Source organism: Salinivibrio sp. ML290 (assembly GCF_001995695.1).
In the GTDB taxonomy this organism is placed as follows: domain Bacteria; phylum Pseudomonadota; class Gammaproteobacteria; order Enterobacterales; family Vibrionaceae; genus Salinivibrio; species Salinivibrio siamensis.
The window spans coordinates 40,416-57,545 of the sequence record NZ_MUEY01000020.1; the positions used below are offsets into that span (position 1 = coordinate 40,416).

Consider the following 17,130-nt stretch of genomic DNA (forward strand, 5'->3'; position numbering starts at 1 on the left):
GCTAATGAATGAACAAAATGCGAAGAGCAGTGCAGCGCAATTGATTGCGCTGATTGGTCGGTTACTCGAGTATCCTGAAGCGGGTCTTAACCCTTATCGTCAAGAGCTCATCGACATAGTCGATAACAGCCCGCTGCCTCAAGACGCCAAACTTAACTTGACTGGCTTTATTGAGAATTATAGTGAAATTCCATTACTTGATTGGCAATCTGATTATGATGGGCTGTTTGAGCGAGGGCGTTCATTATCGTTACTGATTTACGAACACATTCATGGTGAGTCGCGTGACCGAGGGCAAGCTATGGTTGATTTACTTGCCCAATATGAGAAAGCAGGGCTTGAAATTGCAGCGAATGAGCTTCCCGATCATCTGCCGTTATTTCTTGAGTTTGTATCGACACAAGGAGAGCAGTCGATAGGATGGGTTCAAGATATAGTCCCTGTCTTAAGCTTACTTGCTGTGCGGCTAGAGAAACGTGGATCTAACTATTCGACACTCATGTGGAGCCTACTAAAGCTATGTGGTGCTAGTGTCGATATTTCAGAGCTTCGTGAGCAAGTGCAAAATGAGTCTGAGGATCATACGGCAAAACAGCTCGATAAAGTTTGGGAAGAGGAAGCGGTTACGTTCGGTGGTGATGAGATTAATGGCGGATGCCCAACTAACAAGTATCGGCCTACAGAAAAGCAGCGTAAAGATTGTGACGTACCACTTAATTGGTCACCCATGGATGCGCGCCACAAAAATAGTAATGCACGAGGAGCCTAGCTATGAATTTTATCGATATGTTAGTGTTCGGAATCTACCCGTATATAGTATCAGTGATATTCTTTTTGGGTTGCCTCATACGGTATGACAAAGACCAGTATACTTGGAAGGCGGGCTCAAGTCAGATTCTATCAAATAAGTATTTCCGCGTAGCAAGCAACTTATTTCATATTGGCATTATTGGTATTTTCTTTGGTCATTTTGGAGGGCTAGTAATACCTTATGAAGTGTGGCACATGTTAGGTGTTTCACTGAAAGCCAAACAATTGATCGCAATGGGAGCCGGAGGGTTCTTTGGTATACTTTGCTTTATTGGGTTGAGTTATTTGGTATATCGACGTTTGTTCAATGAACGAGTGCGGGCAACGAGCTCTCGTATGGACACGGCCATTGTACTCGTTATCTACCTCCAATTGATCCTTGGAATACTGTCAATCTTCGTATCGAGCGGTCACATGGATGGCGAAGAGATGAAAAACTTAATGACATGGTCAAAGTACTTATTAACCTTTAGGCCGGGAGAGGCTATAACCTTTATATCTGACGTTCATTGGATTTACCGCGCACATGTCTTTTGGGGTATAACATTATTCCTATTGTTCCCATTTAGCCGGTTAGTACATATTTGGAGTGTGCCAGTTGAATATTTGACGAGGCAGTATCAAGTTGTGCGACAAAAATAAAAATAGGCAAGCCTTGATAGGGCTTGCCTATTCCAAGAAAGGAGTATTGTAATGAAGGTTTCAGATGTACCCAAGATTACCGTAAATGGTATTGAACTAGACGCAAGTTTACTTATGCAAGAGGTACAGTATCACCCGGCTGAGACAAAGCGTGAGGCAATGGTCAAAGCGGCAGAGGCATTAATAATTAACGAAGTGGTGAAACAGCGCGCCACTGAATTATCGCTTTGGGATGGAGGTAAACCTCTGCTACCCACAGAAGAGTATGATGTGATAGAGATGTTGATTCAGACGGAGGGGCTGTACCCCTCCGCAACTGAGAAAGAGTGTTATCAATACTATCAAACCAACAAAGAGAAATTTTGTACAGCGCCGCTATTGGAGGTGAACCATATACTTTTAGCGTGTCCGCCTGAGGACGTAGCAGAGAGAGCAAAAGCCTTGGAACTAGCAGAGTCACTCATTGGAATGCTACAACGCCAAGAAGCTGTTTTCGGTGAGATTGCGAGTAAACACTCTGATTGTCCTTCAGCCCGGCAGGGAGGTAGCTTGGGGCAAATTACACAAGGTCAAACAGTTCCAGAGTTTGAAAAGCAACTATTCAAGGCTTCGGTGGGGTTGGTGAATAAGCCCATTGAAACTCGGTATGGTGTTCATGTTGCGAGTATTCATCGGCGAGTTGAAGGCCGTCAAATTGACTTTGATATGGTCAAAAACTCTATTTCCCTTTATCTGGATGAGAAAGTAAAGCGTAAGAATCTCGCTCAATATATCCAAAGCCTGCTGATAGCGGCAAATATTAAAGGGTTTGATTTTCAAATAGAGAACTCACCACTTATGCAATAAATGTATACAGTTTGTTGTTAACTGCATGCAGTTAGTGGCATATTAGTTTGGCCACAGCCACAATCGAGCCATTATGAGGTTTCATGAGTCTAACGGCTCTTCGTTTTTGTCTCTTGCTTGCTGCTGTCGTTGAGAGAAAGCCTATAACTATTCTATAATAGCCGGCTATTGACGTAACTCTTGGTTGTAGTGCTGTCACATTGGATTCACTAGGCTCTCTTTTTTGATGCAATATCGGGCAAACGCATGGCGAAACAGCGGCTTTAGAAGTATAAGAGCTGATGTAAGTAACGAACAAGGGAGGTTTCGATAACTTAGATATCGACTAGAATGATATGAAAACCATTGCTCGCAAGCAGGGAACCACAATGAAAAAAACGAACTACTACGCACTGAAGCTGGCGTTTATCTATTTCTTTTTTGCGACTTTGTGGATCTTATTCTCCGATCGCGTGGTGACTGCCTTATCAACGAATCTAGAGATGCATGAATTAGCACAAGCATTTAAAGGGCATTTCTTTGTGGTGGTGACATCGATTATGCTCTGGAACCTGGCAAGAAGGAATCACCTAGCGTTAGAGCGAGCGAGTGACATTGATAGTGTCACAGGGTTGCACAGCCCGTCAGTGTTTATGCGTCATGTGGATACCTTGCTTGCCCCACGGGAGCAACAAACCTCGTATGTTTTGGTGATTATCGACATTGATGGGTTTACATCACTCACCAATAAACTTGGGTTTGAACGTACTAATCACCTGCTGTCTGACATGGCTCATGCCATTGAGGTATCAACGCTATTCGATAAACTCACGTCGCGCGTCCATGCAGACCGCTTTGCCTGCCTTGTAGCGTTAGACGGTGCCAGCGATATGGCCCTTTATATTGATAGGTTGCACCGTGAGTGTCATCGTCATTTGCAACGATACGATCAAAAAGCCACTTGCTCGATAGGGGTGGCGTTATTTGGGCCAGATGGTGACGATGCCGCCACCTTGATGACGGCGGCTACGCGCGCCCTGAATGATGCCAAAAAGCGCAAAGGGGCGATAACGTATCATGATATTCATTTAACTGAGCAAGCTCAAAAGCGTAGGCAGCTCGTTTCCGCACTCAGGATTGCAATCAATAACAAAGAGATTGAGGTTGTCTTTCAGCCGCAATATCGCTTGGCATCAGGCGAGCTAACCGGCTTAGAAGTATTGGCGAGATGGACCCATGAAACCTATGGTGTGGTGCCACCGAGTACGTTTATCACGCTTGCCGAAGAGCAGGGGTTTTGCGAAGACCTAACGGCGCTCGTGCTCGAAAAAGCTGCCAAGCAGTTACATGATAGCGGTCTGTTGGGAACTGTCATTCAGCGTGTGTCGGTTAATATTTCTGCGGTTGAGTTTAATAGTGAGAGTGCGATCCGGCGTATTGATGACTACTTGCAATTGAATTCAGAATTTGCGCGTTACCTGTGCCTAGAAATAACCGAAACCGCGGCACTTGATGATATTCTTGAGTGCGCACGAGTGGTTGATACCCTCAAACGCCATGGCGTGGCCTTCTCCATTGATGATTTTGGTGTGGGATATACCTCTTTAGGGATGTTTAACCGAATCAACGTCGATGAGATCAAGATTGACCGCAGTTTCATCCAATCGATGGAAACCGACAGTCGTGCCAAAGCGATCACTGCAGGTATTATTGATATTGCCAAACGACTTGACATTAACGTGGTGGCTGAAGGCGTGGAAACGGACACTCAGCTTGCATTGTTGAAAAGCTTTGAGTGCGAATATGCACAAGGTTATTACCTAGGCTACCCTTCTTCGCTATCCGAATTGAAAGTGGCGATGTCTGTTTGAAAGGCGGATACTGAGTAGAGAGTTGATAAAGCACCGCCAAGATTTACCCGCAAAACCATTAAATATCGTATACCAAGCTATCTTTCGCCAAAAATGGCCAATTAAGGCGTTGTGGCTCCATGTCAGTGCCGTTGAAAAAGTATCCGCGGTGCGGCATCGCATACACGGTATCGCCCTTTTGATACGCTGCGGCTTGCCACGCATGATGGGTCAAGGTGGCCTCCCACAGTTGTTCACTCTCCCAGCCTTGTGGAGCGAGTGAAACCCGCACCTCGGCACCGACTGGATTGATAGAGACCACACGCATGGGCAGCGAGAGTTGGCTATTGGGTTTATCGGCCAGAGTTAACTCATGGCTGCGCACATACAAAGTGCCTGATTGTTGGGTGTGCGTGTTTAATTTGGGTTGGATAAAGGCATTGCCATTTTTCCAGACGCCTTGTTGATAGGCGCCGGAAAAGACATTTACATTCCCCAAAAAATCAAACACAAAGCGACTTTTCGGCGCAGCATATAGATCAACCGGGCTGTCGACTTGTTCAATTTGACCATTACTCATCACCACCACGCGATCCGATAGTTCCAGTGCTTCGTCTTGGTCGTGGGTAACAAACACACTGGTAAAAGCCATTTCATCGTGCAGTCGGCGTAACCATTGGCGTAACTCTTTGCGCACTTGGGCATCTAATGCCCCAAATGGCTCATCAAGCAACAGGATTTCCGGCTGTGTCGCTAACGCTCGCGCCAGCGCGATACGTTGCTTTTGCCCGCCTGATAATTGTTCGGGATACCGCTGGCCCAGGTGGCCTAACTGCACGACTTCAAGCAGTTGATTAACCCTTTGTGTCATCGTGGCCGGTGAAGGACGCTCGCGCCGCGGCATCACTTGCAAGCCAAAGGCGATGTTCTCCGCCACCGTCATGTGTTTAAACAAGGCATAGTTTTGAAAAACAAACCCGACACGGCGATCTCGCACATGAACGCGGGTGACATCGCGCTCTCCAAACAGGATCTGGCCGCTGTTACTGCTTTCTAATCCGGCAATAATACGCAATAAAGTGGTTTTCCCGGATCCTGAGGGGCCAAGCAGCCCCATCATTTCACCTTGCTCAATGGTGAGTGATAACGGCGATAACGCTTGGAATTGGCCAAAGTGTTTGGTGATATCGTTCAGTTGAATGCGCATGGCTTACGGCTCACTCTGGTTCGTTTGTAAGGTTAAGTGGGCAGGCGTTGATGCACTGCTTTCATCCATTGGCGCGGTATTGGCGTGCACACGATACTGACGCCATTCCACCAAAGCTTTTAGCGCCAAGGTGGCGAGTGCCATAAAGGCAAGTAATGACGCACAGGCAAACGCCGCTTGGGTTTGGTAGTCCTCATAGAGCAGCTGTACCTGCAAAGGCAGGGTATTGGTTTGACCGCGAATGCTGCCTGACACCACAGCGACCGCACCAAACTCGCCGATGGCGCGCGCATTAGTCAAAATGACCCCGTAGATGAGGGCCCACTTAATATTGGGCAAGGTGACGCGGCGAAAAAGCTGCCACCATGATGCGCCTAACACCACCGCTGCTTCTTCCTCGGCTTGCCCTTGCTGTTGCATGAGCGGGATCAGCTCGCGGGCGACAAAAGGGCAGGTAACAAAAATAGTGACCAACACAATGCCGGGTAGGGCAAACATTACTTGAAGATCATGCTCAAATAGCCATGCGCCTAGCCAGCCGTTACTGCCATACAGCAGCAAATAGAGTAAGCCTGCGACCACGGGCGACACGGCAAACGGGATATCAATCAAGGTGGTGATCAGTTTTCGCCCCGGAAATTGGAAGCGGGTGACGGCCCATGCCAACATCACGCCAAATACGAGGTTGATGGGCACCGTAAGAACGGCCACCAACAATGTAAGGCCAATCGCGTGGCGGGTATCGGGCGCGAGTAAATGCTGAAAATAACTGGCGATGCCATCGGCGAAGGCAATGGAAAAGATGCTCACCAGTGGCACAACCAACACCAACGCCACGAGCAGCAGCATAAGCGCGATTAAACTGCGCCTGATCCATGGGGTATCACCGATTCTCACCGTGTTTCTACTCATAAGGTGTCCTTATCGCCCGTGAATGCGCTTTAAGTAGCGACCTTGCCAAAGGTTAATGGCAAACAACAATGACAGGGATGCCATCAAGATCACCGAGGCAATGGCGCTAGCCGCTGGAAAATCAAACTCTTGCAAGCGAACAAAGATCATCAGCGACGTGATCTCGCTGACGTAGGGCATATTGCCAGCAATAAAAATCACCGCGCCGAACTCGCCCAAGCTGCGGGTAAACGATAAGGCCACACCGACTAACAACGCTGGCTTGATGGTCGGCAGAATAATCCGCCAAAATACCGCAGCGTCGCTCGCCCCGAGCACAGTACCGGCCTCTTCTTCCTCTTGGGAAATTTCCTCCAACACGGGTTGGACGGTACGCACCACAAACGGCAAGCTGGTGAACATCATGGCAATCACGATCCCAAGCGGCGTGTAAGCAACTTGGATACCGACGTTAGCAAGCACACTGCCTATCCAGCCGTTATCGGCGTACAGGGTGGCGAGCGTGACACCGGCAACGGCGGTAGGCAGTGCAAACGGCAAATCAACCAGCGCATCGACCAAGCGTTTGCCCGCAAAATCGTATCGCACCAGGACCCACGCAAAGAGCAGGCCAATCACACCATTTAGTAGTGAGGCAATCAGCGCCGCAACGGCTGTGACTTTATAACTGGCGACAATGCGTGGGTCAGTGATGGCAAACCAGTATTCTTGCCAACTCATTTGGCTGGTTTGCATGATAAGGCCGCTGGCCGGTAACAGCAGGATTAAGCTGATGAACAGCAAAGACACGCCCAAACTGATGCCAAACCCGGGCAGCACGCGCTGCTGACGTGCTGCCCAAGGTGTGGATTGGCGTTGATACGATAGCGATGGCATAGCGTCTCAATACCTAGAAAACATTAACGGCGTTGTAGTTGGTCGAGTTTTCCGCCACTGGCAAAGTGCGTTTTCATGGCCTGATCCCAACTCCCTGCGATGGCTTCTACGGTCAGCAGTTCGACTTCAGGGAAACGATCGGCATTGTCTTTGACCACGTCAGGATGATGGACGCGGTAGTTAAAATCGGCCAGTAAGCGTTGTGCTTTTTCGCTGTAAAGGTAAGACAAATACTCGGTCGCCAGCTTGGTAGTGCCGTTGCGTTTGGCGTTGCGCTCGACCACGGCGACGGGGAACTCGGCCAAAATCGAGGTTTTAGGCACCACAATATCGTATTTATCACTGCCATATTGCTGGCGGATATTATTGACCTCTGATTCAAAGGTGACCAGCACATCGCCAATTCCGCGTTCAACAAACGAGGTGGTTGCGCCGCGGCCGCCGGTATCAAACACCGCCACATTGGCGAGAAGCTGTTTCAAAAATTGGTCTTGCTGCTCGGTGTTATCTTTGCCGAATGCCTTTTGTGCATAACCGAGTGCGGCAAGGTAGGTATAACGGGCGTTACCAGAGGTTTTTGGGTTTGGGAAGACAGAGGCAACGTCGTCCTTGGCTAAATCATCCCAATTTTTAATGTTCTTTGGGTTGCCCTTGCGCACCAAAAACGCGGTGGTGGAGTAGTACGGCGAGCTACTGTTAGGGAAATTCTCTTTCCAGTTTTTATCGATCAACTTGCCGCGATCGTACAACACCTGCACATCCGTGACTTGGTTGAAGGTGACCACATCTGCTTGCAGCCCTTGCATGATGGCGCGCGCCTGCGCCGAGGATCCACCGTGCGACTGCTTAATGGTCACCGACTCTCCGGTTTTTTCTTGCCAGTGCGCTGCAAACAGCGGATTGTAATCAGCAAAAAGCTCACGTGCGATATCGTAAGACGAATTCAAGAGGGTTTGCTCGGCGGCAGATACCGGCGCCGCGCTGGTGGCAAGCAAGGCCGAAAGAGCCAGAGTTTTGAATACCTTCATTGTTAAATCCTTGATGGCCGTTTGTTGCTGTTATCAGCAAAGAAAGTTGGGATAGGTCACAGAATAAAAGCAATTGAAGGGAATAAAAAATAGTTTAAATATAACCATTTTGTATATGTTAGTGAAAAAATGTCTGCGTGTCGTATCAAGCCTCCTTGTAGGATGTGGCGGTAGACAGTGTCTTACGCGGTGTTGAGAGCATCCATCAGGCAGGCAATTCATGAAACATGAAGAGGTAAACAACGTGGCTGATTTCCCCACGCTTGAAGACTATGTGGGTCAGACCCCTTTGGTGCGCTTGCAGCGGTTAGCCGCAGAGACAGGCAGCACTGTTTTAGTCAAACTCGAGGGTAATAATCCGGCCGGTTCGGTGAAAGACAGACCCGCACTCAATATGATCGTGCAGGCAGAAGCGCGGGGTGATATCCAACCCGGCGATACCTTGATTGAAGCGACCAGTGGCAACACAGGGATCGCGTTGGCGATGGCGGCGGCGATTAAAGGTTATCGACTGATTTTAATCATGCCTGAAAACGCCACACAGGAGCGCAAAGATGCSATGYGWGCCTATGGCAGTGAGTTGATYCTCGTCTCTMAAGCGKCGGGKATGGAGGGCGCKCGYGATTTRGCKTTATCCATGCARGCACAGGGCAAGGGCAAAGTGTTGGATCAGTTCAATAAYGCGGATAACTGGCAGGCGCACTTAACGGGTACGGGGCCAGAAATTTGGCAACAAAGCCAGCAACAAACTACCCACTTTATTGCCAGCATGGGCACCACAGGCACCATTGTGGGAACCTCAAAGTATCTAAAAACGCAAAATTCCGCGATTAAAACTATTGGCTTACAGCCTACCGAAGGGAGTGCGATCCCTGGTATTCGCCGCTGGCCGGCTGAATATCTCCCCGGCATCTATACCGACGAGCACATCGACGAGGTGATGGATATTTCCGAGCAAGATGCGAAAGAGACCGCGCGCACCCTCGCCAGAGAAGAGGGTATTTGTGCGGGGGTTAGCTCGGGTGGTGCCGTGTTTGCTGCCCTGCAAGTCGCGAAAGCCGAACCCGGCTCTGTGGTGGTAKCCATTATTTGCGATCGCGGCGATCGGTATTTGTCGTCGGGGTTATTCTCGTAACCGTTTACTGGCGAGCATAAAAAAGGTGACCCAAGTCGGGTCACCTAGCTGAATTTGAACACAGTGTTCGCACTACGCTGTGGCGAATTTGTAAGTACGATAGCCACCAATCAAGTTGCGAGCTTTAAAACCRTTGTTGACTAACTGGCGGTAGGCGACGTTGCCGCGCAGACCGACTTGGCAGTACACCACAATTTCTTTGTCTTTCGGTAGTTCATCGATGCGTCCGCGCAGCTCGTCGACCGGAATATGCACATCACCTTCAATAAGCTGACCGTTTTCTCGCTCGGGCGCATTGCGCACATCAAGTAACACTTGATCGTCGGCCAGATTGTCTACCTCATCAAAGTGGATTGGCGTCGCTTCACCTTTAAGAATATTGGTGGCCACAAACGCCGCTTGGTTAATCACATCTTTGGCACTGCCATACGGCGGTGCGTAGGTGAGTTCTAGATGTTGTAACTGCTCAACGGTCATTCCAGCACGTTGTGCTACGGCCATGACATCAATGCGCTTATCAATGCCATCTTTACCCACCGCTTGTGCGCCTAAAATCGCGCCGGTATCCGGGGCAAACAGCAGCTTAAATGAGACGATTTCCGCACCGGGATAATAACCGGCATGACTTGCGGCGTGGACATAGACCTTTTGATAATCGATATCAGCGTGCTTAAGTTGTTTCTCATTTTGGCCCACCGAGGCGACGGCGAGATCGAACACTTTACAGATGGCGGTGCCTTGGGTGCCGAGATAGTGCTCGGTGCTTCCTAGCATGTTGTCAGCGGCCATGCGTCCTTGACGGTTCGCCGGACCCGCCAGTGGCACTAACGTCGGTTTATGGGTCACAAAGTCGATTTCTTCGACTGCATCGCCGACCGCGTAAATATCGGGATCTTGGGTCTGCAGAGTGCTGTTGACCACAATGCCGCCTTTTTCACCAATGGCAAGGCCCGCTTGTTGCGCCAGCGTGACTTCAGGCTTAACGCCAACCGCCATGATCAACAATTCAGTATGCAGCGTGTCACCATTATTTAGCGTGAGGTTCAGTGAACCTTCTAAGTGTTGCGGCTCACTGGGCTCGCCGGCATCATCACTGGCAACATGCGTGGTAGGAATAAACTCAGCGGACTCCAGTGCTGTGCCTAGGCGTAAATCCACTCCTTGATCGCGAATGGTTTGATGAACAAAGCCCGCCATTTCGCGATCAACCGGCGTCATGACCTGATCGGCCATCTCCAATAGGGTGGTTTTAATCCCGCGTTGATGCAGCGCTTCCATCATCTCAAGGCCAATAAATCCTCCGCCAACGACAGTCGCATGGCTGGGGTTATTCATATCAATGGTATGCAAAATCGCATCCATATCTGGAATATTGCGGAGAGAGTGGGTCAGCGGGTTATCTAAGCCAGGGATGGGCGGCATGATGGGGGCCGCACCTGGGCTTAACAACAACTTGTCGTAGCTTTCTTGATAATTGCTGCCATCGGCACGGGTGACGGTAACGGTTTTGGCTTCGCGATTAATCGCAGTGACCGTACTGTTGATGCGCACATCCACATTAAAGCGGGCGCGAAAACTATCTGGGGTTTGCAGCAAGAGTTTACTGCGATCGGTAATATCTCCGCCGATATGATARGGCAAACCACAATTAGCGAACGAGACGTACGGGCCACGTTCGAACATGATAATTTCGGCTTGTTCACTTAAGCGACGGGCGCGAGCGGCGGCAGAGGCGCCACCAGCGACGCCGCCAATAATTACGATTTTGGTCATTATGACTCCATCAAGCGTTGCTTAGTCCAAGTTTTTTCAGGAAAAAGGCAGCCGGACAAATCCCTGTAAACGCACTTTGGATCAGGTTTACGCCAATGAAGACGGTTAACCAAATAAATTGGCTGTGAACTGTGAGGGTAAGCACGACAGAAAGTAGCACCATCATGCCAGCGATTACGCGTACGCCATTATCAATTGTCATAGCAAGACTCCTTTGCATCCTCTATACGATTCCCCGACAGACCGAACCGCTTTGGCTCGAACGCCTTCAGTGTTTGTCGGCACTGGGATCACTCTAGAAGTTATATTTAGAAAAGTCTAATTATATTTAATCTAAATTAGGATTGACTAAACAAAATGGCGCGCTAAGCTATGAGTATTGGCGAGAGAGGAGTAGGCGATGGCAGAGTCAAGCGTGCCGTTTGAGACAGAAAGCATACCTGACATGGACATTGTTGCCATGCGTGAGCAAGCGTCTTTGGTGGCGACCATGTTGAAAGTGATGGCCCATCCTGAGCGCTTAATTGTGCTGTGCCAGCTCTTGGCCGGAGAGTGCTCCGTGGGGCAATTGCTGCAAGGGTCGTCGCTCAGTCAGTCGGCGTTTTCCCAGCACCTTAGCGTGTTAAAGCGGCATCAACTGGTTAAGGTGCGCAAGTCATCTCAGCAGGTGTTTTATCAGCTCAATGACCCCCACGTCGCGGCGATTATCGCCACCTTGCAGCGGCTCTATTGTGCCTGATGTGTCTGAATCTGAGCGATCAGCATACATTTATTGCCCGTCGATGCGCTAAGTTAATTAATATTCAGCGTTTTTACCTATCGTTTTCTTGTCGTTACTGACATCAGCCAAAGGATCGAATATGCGAGATGCCCAGCCACAAGGTCAGCTGATCACCCGAGTAATGAATAGCTTCTTCCCGCCCATCCTCATCGTGCTTGCACTGCTGGTCGGGGCGGCGGCGCTGTGGCTTACACCCAAAGAAGAAGATCCGCAAATCGTGGTACCAATGGCAGATGTGGTGGTACAAGCGCCTGGTTTGAGTGCGCCACAAGTGGCAAAGCAGGTGACGCAGCCGCTCGAGAAAAAAGTCAGWCAAATTGATGGGGTGGAGTATGTGTATTCCACCACCCAAGCAGGCTCCGCGTTGGTCACGGTGCGCTTTTACGTGGGTGAAGATCGCGAGGCAGCCTTGGTGAAACTTTATAACAAGCTGTACGCCAACCAAGATGCGATCCCAGCTGCTGTGAGCGAATGGGCAATCAAGCCGGTGGAAATTGATGATGTGCCAATTGTGATTGCGGCACTGCGTAGCGAAAACCCTGACCAGCTCGACCATTATGCGCTTCGACGCATTGCCGAGCAGGCCACCTTGGATCTCAAAGCCCTTCCCGAAACCAATGAGGTGAAGGTGGTGGGTGGTGTGCCGCGGCAGGTATTGGTCACGCTCGATCCTGCGGCTATGGCTAGCTATCAAATCAGCGTGTCTGATCTGACTAATGCCTTTTCGCTAAGCCATCAAAAGCGTGATGTCGGGGATATTCAGCATCAGGGTGAGCGCTATGTATTAAAAACCGGCCAGTGGTATCAAAGCCTTGAGGAGATACGCCATTTAGTGGTGGCGGTGGTTAATGGCAAACCTGTGTACCTGCAGGATGTAGCCGAATTATCCGACGGCGCGCAAGAGTCCACCACAGATACCTGGATCCAATCGACCGATGATAGCCAGCCGCATCCAGCAGTGTTTCTCTCGGTGGCCAAGCAAAAAGGTTCGAACGCGGTGAGCGTGGCCGAGGATATCACCGCCACGCTCAATCATCTGATCGCCACACAATTTCCCGAGGGCGTGAGCGTTGAGATTATTCGCAATTACGGTCAAACCGCCGATGCCAAAGTAAAAAACTTGGTGTCCAGCCTCGGTATTGCGGTGCTCACCGTGGTGGTCTTTGTTGGCTTGTTCTTAAACTGGCGAAGTGCCTTAGTGGTAGCGATTGCGATCCCAATCAGTTATGGCGCGGCATTAGGGCTGGATTTAGCCTTTGGCTATTCGATTAACCGCGTCACCCTGTTTGCGTTAATTTTGGCGCTGGGACTGATTGTTGATGATCCGATTGCCAGTATCGACAACATTGAACGGCACCTGACTCATGATAATAAGCCGCGTGGACGCACGATTGTGCTGGCGATGTTGGAAATCAAACGCGCATTGATCATGTCGACGGTGGCGATTGTGATTGTGTTTACCCCGATGTTTTTTATCACCGGCATGATGGGGCCGTATATGGCGCCCCTTGCATTCAATGTGCCGGTCAGTGTGGTGATCAGTACCTTGGTAGCGTTTTTAGTCACCCCTTGGCTTGCCAAAAAAATTGTCCGCGCTTCCAATAAAGGTGATGACTATCGCATAGAGACCACGCCGTTGTACCGTGGCTACCGACGCGTGTTGCTGCCATTGCTCGAGAGTAATCGTCGCGCCAAAGCGTTTTTATGGCTAGTGGGCGTGTTGTTCGTCATCGCCGCCTTGCTGCCTGCTTTGCGCCTCGTGCCACTCAAACTCTTGCCGTATGACAATAAAAACGAGTTTCAGGTGGTACTGGATTTGCCGGAAACCGCCAATCATGTTGATACCTCCAACGTGCTGCGAGAAATGAACCGTTATCTACAAACGCAAGCCGAGGTGGTGTCGGTATCCGGCTTTGCCGGGCTCGCCTCACCGATGGATTTTAATGGCATGGTGCGACATTACTTTACTCGCCAAGCGCCTTACCAGGGTGAACTGCGTGTGGTGCTGGTGGATAAGCACCGGCGCACGTTGCAATCGCATGGCTTGGTCACGCGCATGCGTGATGAATTAGAAGCCATTGCAGCAAATTATGATGCCGAGGTGCAATTAGTGGAAATGCCGCCAGGGCCGCCGGTGCTGGCAACCATTGTCGCGGAAGTGTATGGCTCACCAAGCACGCCTTATTCAACCCTGCAAGCGCAAGCGACGCAGGTGGCCGAGCGATTAAAGCGTGAAGCCTTGGTGTCAGAAGTGAGCACCAGTATTCAAGGACCTTTATCGAGCTGGCAGTTTGTGGTGGACCAAGAAAAAGCCGCCTTGTCGGGTATTGCTGTGGCCGATATCAACCAAGCGCTCAGGGCCGCGAACCAAGGGGTCACGCTGGCCCATTTAGCGGATGCCGATGAAATGGATCCCTTGCCCGTGAGGCTGCAGCTTGCGCCGGATGCGCGCGATCAACTTGATGCGCTGCTTGCACTGCACGTACGCGGTCGGGCTGGGGTAGCTAAACAATCTGTTCAAGGTGCCTTGGTGGATGCGCCGCAGCCGCTGGTCGCCTTGAGTGAGCTCGGTCATTTTACGCGGCAACCGGTTGATCAGCCTATCTATCATAAAAATTTGCGCCCCGTCGTGTATGTGTACGCCGAACCCACTGGACGCGTGCCGGGCGAAGTAGTCGCCGATGTGATGGCCGACTTTAATCAACCTGAATCGGATAGTGCTCGCCCGCTATCAGCGCGTAGTTATTTGGATAATGGCGCGGGTGATGGCTGGCAAGTTGATGAGGGTATCGAGGTGTTATGGAGTGGTGAAGGAGAGTGGAAGATCACCATTGATGTCTTTCGCGATCTGGGGATTGCCTATGGCGCAGCACTGCTGGGTGTCTTTATTGTGATGCTGATACAAACTGGGCTACCGGCGGTGTCGGGCATTATTATGCTTGCGATCCCACTGACTGTAATTGGCATTATGCCGGGCTTTTGGTTACTCAATGGCTTAAGCGGTGAGATCAATGGCTACCCAAATCCGGCGCTATTCACCGCCACCGCGATGATTGGCATGATTGCATTGGCAGGGATTGTGGTGCGTAACTCACTGGTGTTGATTGAATTTATTCAACAGTCACTTGCACAAGGCATGGTGCTGAGTGAAGCCCTAGTACAAGCGGGCGCGGTGCGAATGCGGCCTATTTTGCTCACCGCCGGCACCACCTTATTGGGGAATGTGATTATCACCCTCGACCCTATTTTCAATGGCTTAGCGTGGGCAATTATTTTCGGTATTGCTGCGTCTACCGTGTTTACCTTGCTGGTTGTGCCTGTGGTGTACAACCTTGCGTATCAACACCACCCGACCCATGGCTTATCAGTAGAAGGAGAGGATGCATGAAGGCAAAAAAAGGCTTACTCGCACTGGTGCTAGGCACTGGGTTATTGGTGTTATTTTTGGCGATGGCTGGCGCCTTTACCGAGAAAGTGGCGTCAGAACCGACCCCCAACCGTGTAGCAAGCGATATGAAAACGCTAACACTGGAAGCGGTCGAACAGCCGCAAACGCGTACCTTCTCGGGTAAGCTAGTGGCACGACAAAACGCCACGCTGGCAGCGCGGATGACGGCCACTGTCGCGGAAGTGTTGGTTGATGTCGGTGACCGCGTTGAGCAAGGCGATGTATTACTGCGTTTAGATAATGCCGACCTCAGTGCCAAAGTTCGCCAATTGCAACAAGCCTTGGCCTCGGCGCAATCACAACTGAATACCGCGCGCAGTGATTACCGCCGAATGGAGACCTTGTTGGCGAAAAAACTGGTGCCTCAATCTCAGTTTGATGAAGCGGAAAATCGCTTAAAAACGGCGCAGTCTGATTATCGCCGCGCCCTTGCTGCGGTGGACGAGGCAGAAACCCAATTTGGTTTTAGTTTGGTGCGAGCGCCTTTTTCGGGCGTGATCACGGAAAAGATCATCAACCAAGGTGATACGGCAACACCGGGCGCGGCAATGTTATCCCTGTATAACCCCGCCAGTATTGAAGCGGCGGTGAATATGGCTGAGTCTGTTTTGCCTTTTGTGGCGATTGGCCAATCGTTAACGGTTGAATTGCCCACCTATGATAAAACGCTGACAGGTATGGTGCGCACGATGACGCCCGCCGCCGATACGAGCTCACGTAGTTATCGTGTCGTGGTGACACTGCCTCATTCGGATCCTAACGATAGCTTGCTGCCAGGCATGTTTGCAAAAGTGACCGTGTCACAAAAGTCCGAACCTGTGCTTTACTTACCGAGCAATGCGTATTATCAAATTGGACAACTTAACTATGTGAAGGTGCTCGATGCGGGTGAGGTGAGCACACGGCTTGTATCGCTCACACAGCAAAGACGCGTACGTAAGGGGTTAAAGCCTGGCGAGGTGGTTATATTGAATCCGTAAAAAATGCAGTGATTCAGGTCGCATTATGGAGAATATCGTCAATACTTAAGGTGAGTTTTCCTAAAAGGAGTTCACTATGAAAATAGCGACACTTTCTGCAACCGCAATCGCCGCGACAGCACTCACTGGTTCCCTACTATCTGGGCCAGCGCTCGCTTTAGAGACATCATCACTCAAAGCCTGTGGAGACGGTGCTGGTTGGCCACCATATACCTTTGAAAAAGGCGGACAAGTGCAAGGGTATGATGTTGACGTCCTTGACGCGATATTCGGCAAAGAAGGGGTTGATGTTTCGGTCGAAATGCCTCCTTGGAAACGTTGTGTACTGCAAACGAAGGCCGGCAACTATGATATCGCCCTCAGTGCTTCGTACAGTGAAGAACGAGATAAAAATTATCTTCTTACTGATTATTACTATACGTTACAGCCTAGCTATATTTATTCGACAAGCCAACATCCTAATGGCTTGAATATAAACTCAGTGGACGATTTAAACGGCCTAAGAATGTGTGGCTTACTTGGCTATAATTATACCGGTTTTGGTGTTGACGACAGTAAAGTCAGAAAATCAGCAAAAAGTTTCGAACAGCTCGTGCAAAAAACGGAAGCAGGACGCTGTGATGTCTTCTTGGCGCGTTACGAAATATTGGCTGGATTTAAAGTTTCCCAAGGGACTGATTATCTCGCCGGTGGTATGAAAGCTGAACCTATTCCGGGCAACAGTGGGGATAAGTTCCACATGATGATCTCGCGTGAGCATCCAGAAGCCATGGAAATAAAAGCCACGCTGGATGCCGGGTTTGAGTCAATGCGTAACGCCGGTGAATTACAGTCTATTCTCGATACTTATATTAAATAAATGG

General features: G+C 50.0%; 15 protein-coding genes. 9 read left to right on the plus strand and 6 right to left on the minus strand.

What is annotated here, in order from left to right:
* The first annotated feature begins 4 nt into the window (after positions 1-4).
* The 4 genes from narJ to BZG23_RS15020 all read left to right on the plus strand — a co-directional run bounded on the left by narJ (position 5) and on the right by BZG23_RS15020 (position 4,148).
* The gene (narJ, locus tag BZG23_RS15005; RefSeq protein WP_077607395.1) at positions 5-769 is read left to right on the plus strand and encodes a nitrate reductase molybdenum cofactor assembly chaperone; all 765 of its coding nucleotides are present in this window, start codon (positions 5-7) and stop codon (positions 767-769) included.
* Positions 770-771: 2 nt separating this feature from the next.
* Positions 772-1,452 carry a respiratory nitrate reductase subunit gamma gene (gene narI / locus BZG23_RS15010; RefSeq protein WP_077607396.1) on the plus strand — a complete coding sequence of 227 codons (681 nt, stop codon included), beginning with the start codon at positions 772-774 and terminating at the stop codon, positions 1,450-1,452.
* Positions 1,453-1,503: 51 nt separating this feature from the next.
* On the plus strand, positions 1,504-2,298 hold the full coding sequence (locus BZG23_RS15015; RefSeq protein WP_077607397.1) for a peptidylprolyl isomerase: 795 nt from the start codon (positions 1,504-1,506) through the stop codon (positions 2,296-2,298).
* A 368-nt stretch (positions 2,299-2,666) separates the two neighbouring features.
* Positions 2,667-4,148 (plus strand): putative bifunctional diguanylate cyclase/phosphodiesterase, encoded by a 1,482-nt coding sequence (locus tag BZG23_RS15020; RefSeq protein WP_077607406.1) that lies wholly within the window; start codon positions 2,667-2,669, stop codon positions 4,146-4,148.
* Between the two features lie 58 nt (positions 4,149-4,206).
* Here the strand turns inward: BZG23_RS15020 and BZG23_RS15025 are convergent, their stop codons facing one another.
* Genes BZG23_RS15025 through cysP form a run of 4 tightly spaced genes read right to left on the minus strand, consistent with a single transcriptional unit; the run spans position 4,207 to position 8,150 of the window.
* A complete protein-coding gene (locus BZG23_RS15025) occupies positions 4,207-5,334 on the minus strand; it encodes a sulfate/molybdate ABC transporter ATP-binding protein (protein ID WP_077607398.1) in 1,128 nt (375 codons plus the stop codon).
* 3 nt (positions 5,335-5,337) lie between these two features.
* Positions 5,338-6,246 carry a sulfate ABC transporter permease subunit CysW gene (gene cysW / locus BZG23_RS15030; RefSeq protein WP_077607399.1) on the minus strand — a complete coding sequence of 303 codons (909 nt, stop codon included), beginning with the start codon at positions 6,244-6,246 and terminating at the stop codon, positions 5,338-5,340.
* A 9-nt stretch (positions 6,247-6,255) separates the two neighbouring features.
* Positions 6,256-7,122 (minus strand): sulfate/thiosulfate ABC transporter permease CysT, encoded by an 867-nt coding sequence (cysT, locus tag BZG23_RS15035; protein ID WP_077607400.1) that lies wholly within the window; start codon positions 7,120-7,122, stop codon positions 6,256-6,258.
* Positions 7,123-7,145: 23 nt separating this feature from the next.
* Positions 7,146-8,150, minus strand: coding sequence for a thiosulfate ABC transporter substrate-binding protein CysP (cysP, locus tag BZG23_RS15040; RefSeq protein WP_077607401.1), 1,005 nt, complete (start codon positions 8,148-8,150; stop codon positions 7,146-7,148).
* Between the two features lie 244 nt (positions 8,151-8,394).
* Here cysP and cysM point away from each other — a divergent pair, with 244 nt between their 5' ends.
* Positions 8,395-9,285: a cysteine synthase CysM gene (gene cysM, locus BZG23_RS15045; protein WP_077607407.1), complete on the plus strand. Its 891-nt coding sequence runs from the start codon at positions 8,395-8,397 to the stop codon at positions 9,283-9,285.
* A 72-nt stretch (positions 9,286-9,357) separates the two neighbouring features.
* Here the strand turns inward: cysM and BZG23_RS15050 are convergent, their stop codons facing one another.
* Positions 9,358-11,058 carry an FAD-dependent oxidoreductase gene (locus tag BZG23_RS15050; RefSeq protein WP_077607402.1) on the minus strand — a complete coding sequence of 567 codons (1,701 nt, stop codon included), beginning with the start codon at positions 11,056-11,058 and terminating at the stop codon, positions 9,358-9,360.
* A 10-nt stretch (positions 11,059-11,068) separates the two neighbouring features.
* On the minus strand, positions 11,069-11,260 hold the full coding sequence (locus tag BZG23_RS15055) for a YgaP family membrane protein (protein ID WP_069586663.1): 192 nt from the start codon (positions 11,258-11,260) through the stop codon (positions 11,069-11,071).
* A 243-nt stretch (positions 11,261-11,503) separates the two neighbouring features.
* Here BZG23_RS15055 and BZG23_RS15060 point away from each other — a divergent pair, with 243 nt between their 5' ends.
* The 4 genes from BZG23_RS15060 to BZG23_RS15075 all read left to right on the plus strand — a co-directional run bounded on the left by BZG23_RS15060 (position 11,504) and on the right by BZG23_RS15075 (position 17,126).
* Entirely contained in the window at positions 11,504-11,797 is a 294-nt protein-coding gene (locus tag BZG23_RS15060) for an ArsR/SmtB family transcription factor (RefSeq protein WP_077607408.1), read from the plus strand.
* A gap of 121 nt (positions 11,798-11,918) precedes the next feature.
* The gene (locus tag BZG23_RS15065; RefSeq protein WP_077607403.1) at positions 11,919-15,227 is read left to right on the plus strand and encodes an efflux RND transporter permease subunit; all 3,309 of its coding nucleotides are present in this window, start codon (positions 11,919-11,921) and stop codon (positions 15,225-15,227) included.
* Positions 15,224-16,267, plus strand: coding sequence for an efflux RND transporter periplasmic adaptor subunit (locus BZG23_RS15070; RefSeq protein ID WP_077607404.1), 1,044 nt, complete (start codon positions 15,224-15,226; stop codon positions 16,265-16,267). Before BZG23_RS15065 ends, BZG23_RS15070 begins: the two co-directional genes overlap by 4 nt.
* Before the next feature lie 76 nt (positions 16,268-16,343).
* Entirely contained in the window at positions 16,344-17,126 is a 783-nt protein-coding gene (locus BZG23_RS15075) for a substrate-binding periplasmic protein (protein WP_077578353.1), read from the plus strand.
* Positions 17,127-17,130 lie beyond the last annotated feature (4 nt).

Coding starts and splice junctions, on each gene's coding strand:
- narI (WP_077607396.1), top strand. CDS start 772: ATGAATTTTATCGATATGTTAGTGTTCGGAATCTACCCGTATATAGTA.
- BZG23_RS15025 (WP_077607398.1), bottom strand. CDS start 5,334: ATGCGCATTCAACTGAACGATATCACCAAACACTTTGGCCAATTCCAA.
- BZG23_RS15055 (WP_069586663.1), bottom strand. CDS start 11,260: ATGACAATTGATAATGGCGTACGCGTAATCGCTGGCATGATGGTGCTA.
- narJ (WP_077607395.1), top strand. CDS start 5: ATGAATGAACAAAATGCGAAGAGCAGTGCAGCGCAATTGATTGCGCTG.
- BZG23_RS15070 (WP_077607404.1), top strand. CDS start 15,224: ATGAAGGCAAAAAAAGGCTTACTCGCACTGGTGCTAGGCACTGGGTTA.
- BZG23_RS15075 (WP_077578353.1), top strand. CDS start 16,344: ATGAAAATAGCGACACTTTCTGCAACCGCAATCGCCGCGACAGCACTC.
- BZG23_RS15060 (WP_077607408.1), top strand. CDS start 11,504: ATGGACATTGTTGCCATGCGTGAGCAAGCGTCTTTGGTGGCGACCATG.
- cysT (WP_077607400.1), bottom strand. CDS start 7,122: ATGCCATCGCTATCGTATCAACGCCAATCCACACCTTGGGCAGCACGT.
- BZG23_RS15015 (WP_077607397.1), top strand. CDS start 1,504: ATGAAGGTTTCAGATGTACCCAAGATTACCGTAAATGGTATTGAACTA.
- BZG23_RS15020 (WP_077607406.1), top strand. CDS start 2,667: ATGAAAAAAACGAACTACTACGCACTGAAGCTGGCGTTTATCTATTTC.
- cysW (WP_077607399.1), bottom strand. CDS start 6,246: ATGAGTAGAAACACGGTGAGAATCGGTGATACCCCATGGATCAGGCGC.
- cysP (WP_077607401.1), bottom strand. CDS start 8,150: ATGAAGGTATTCAAAACTCTGGCTCTTTCGGCCTTGCTTGCCACCAGC.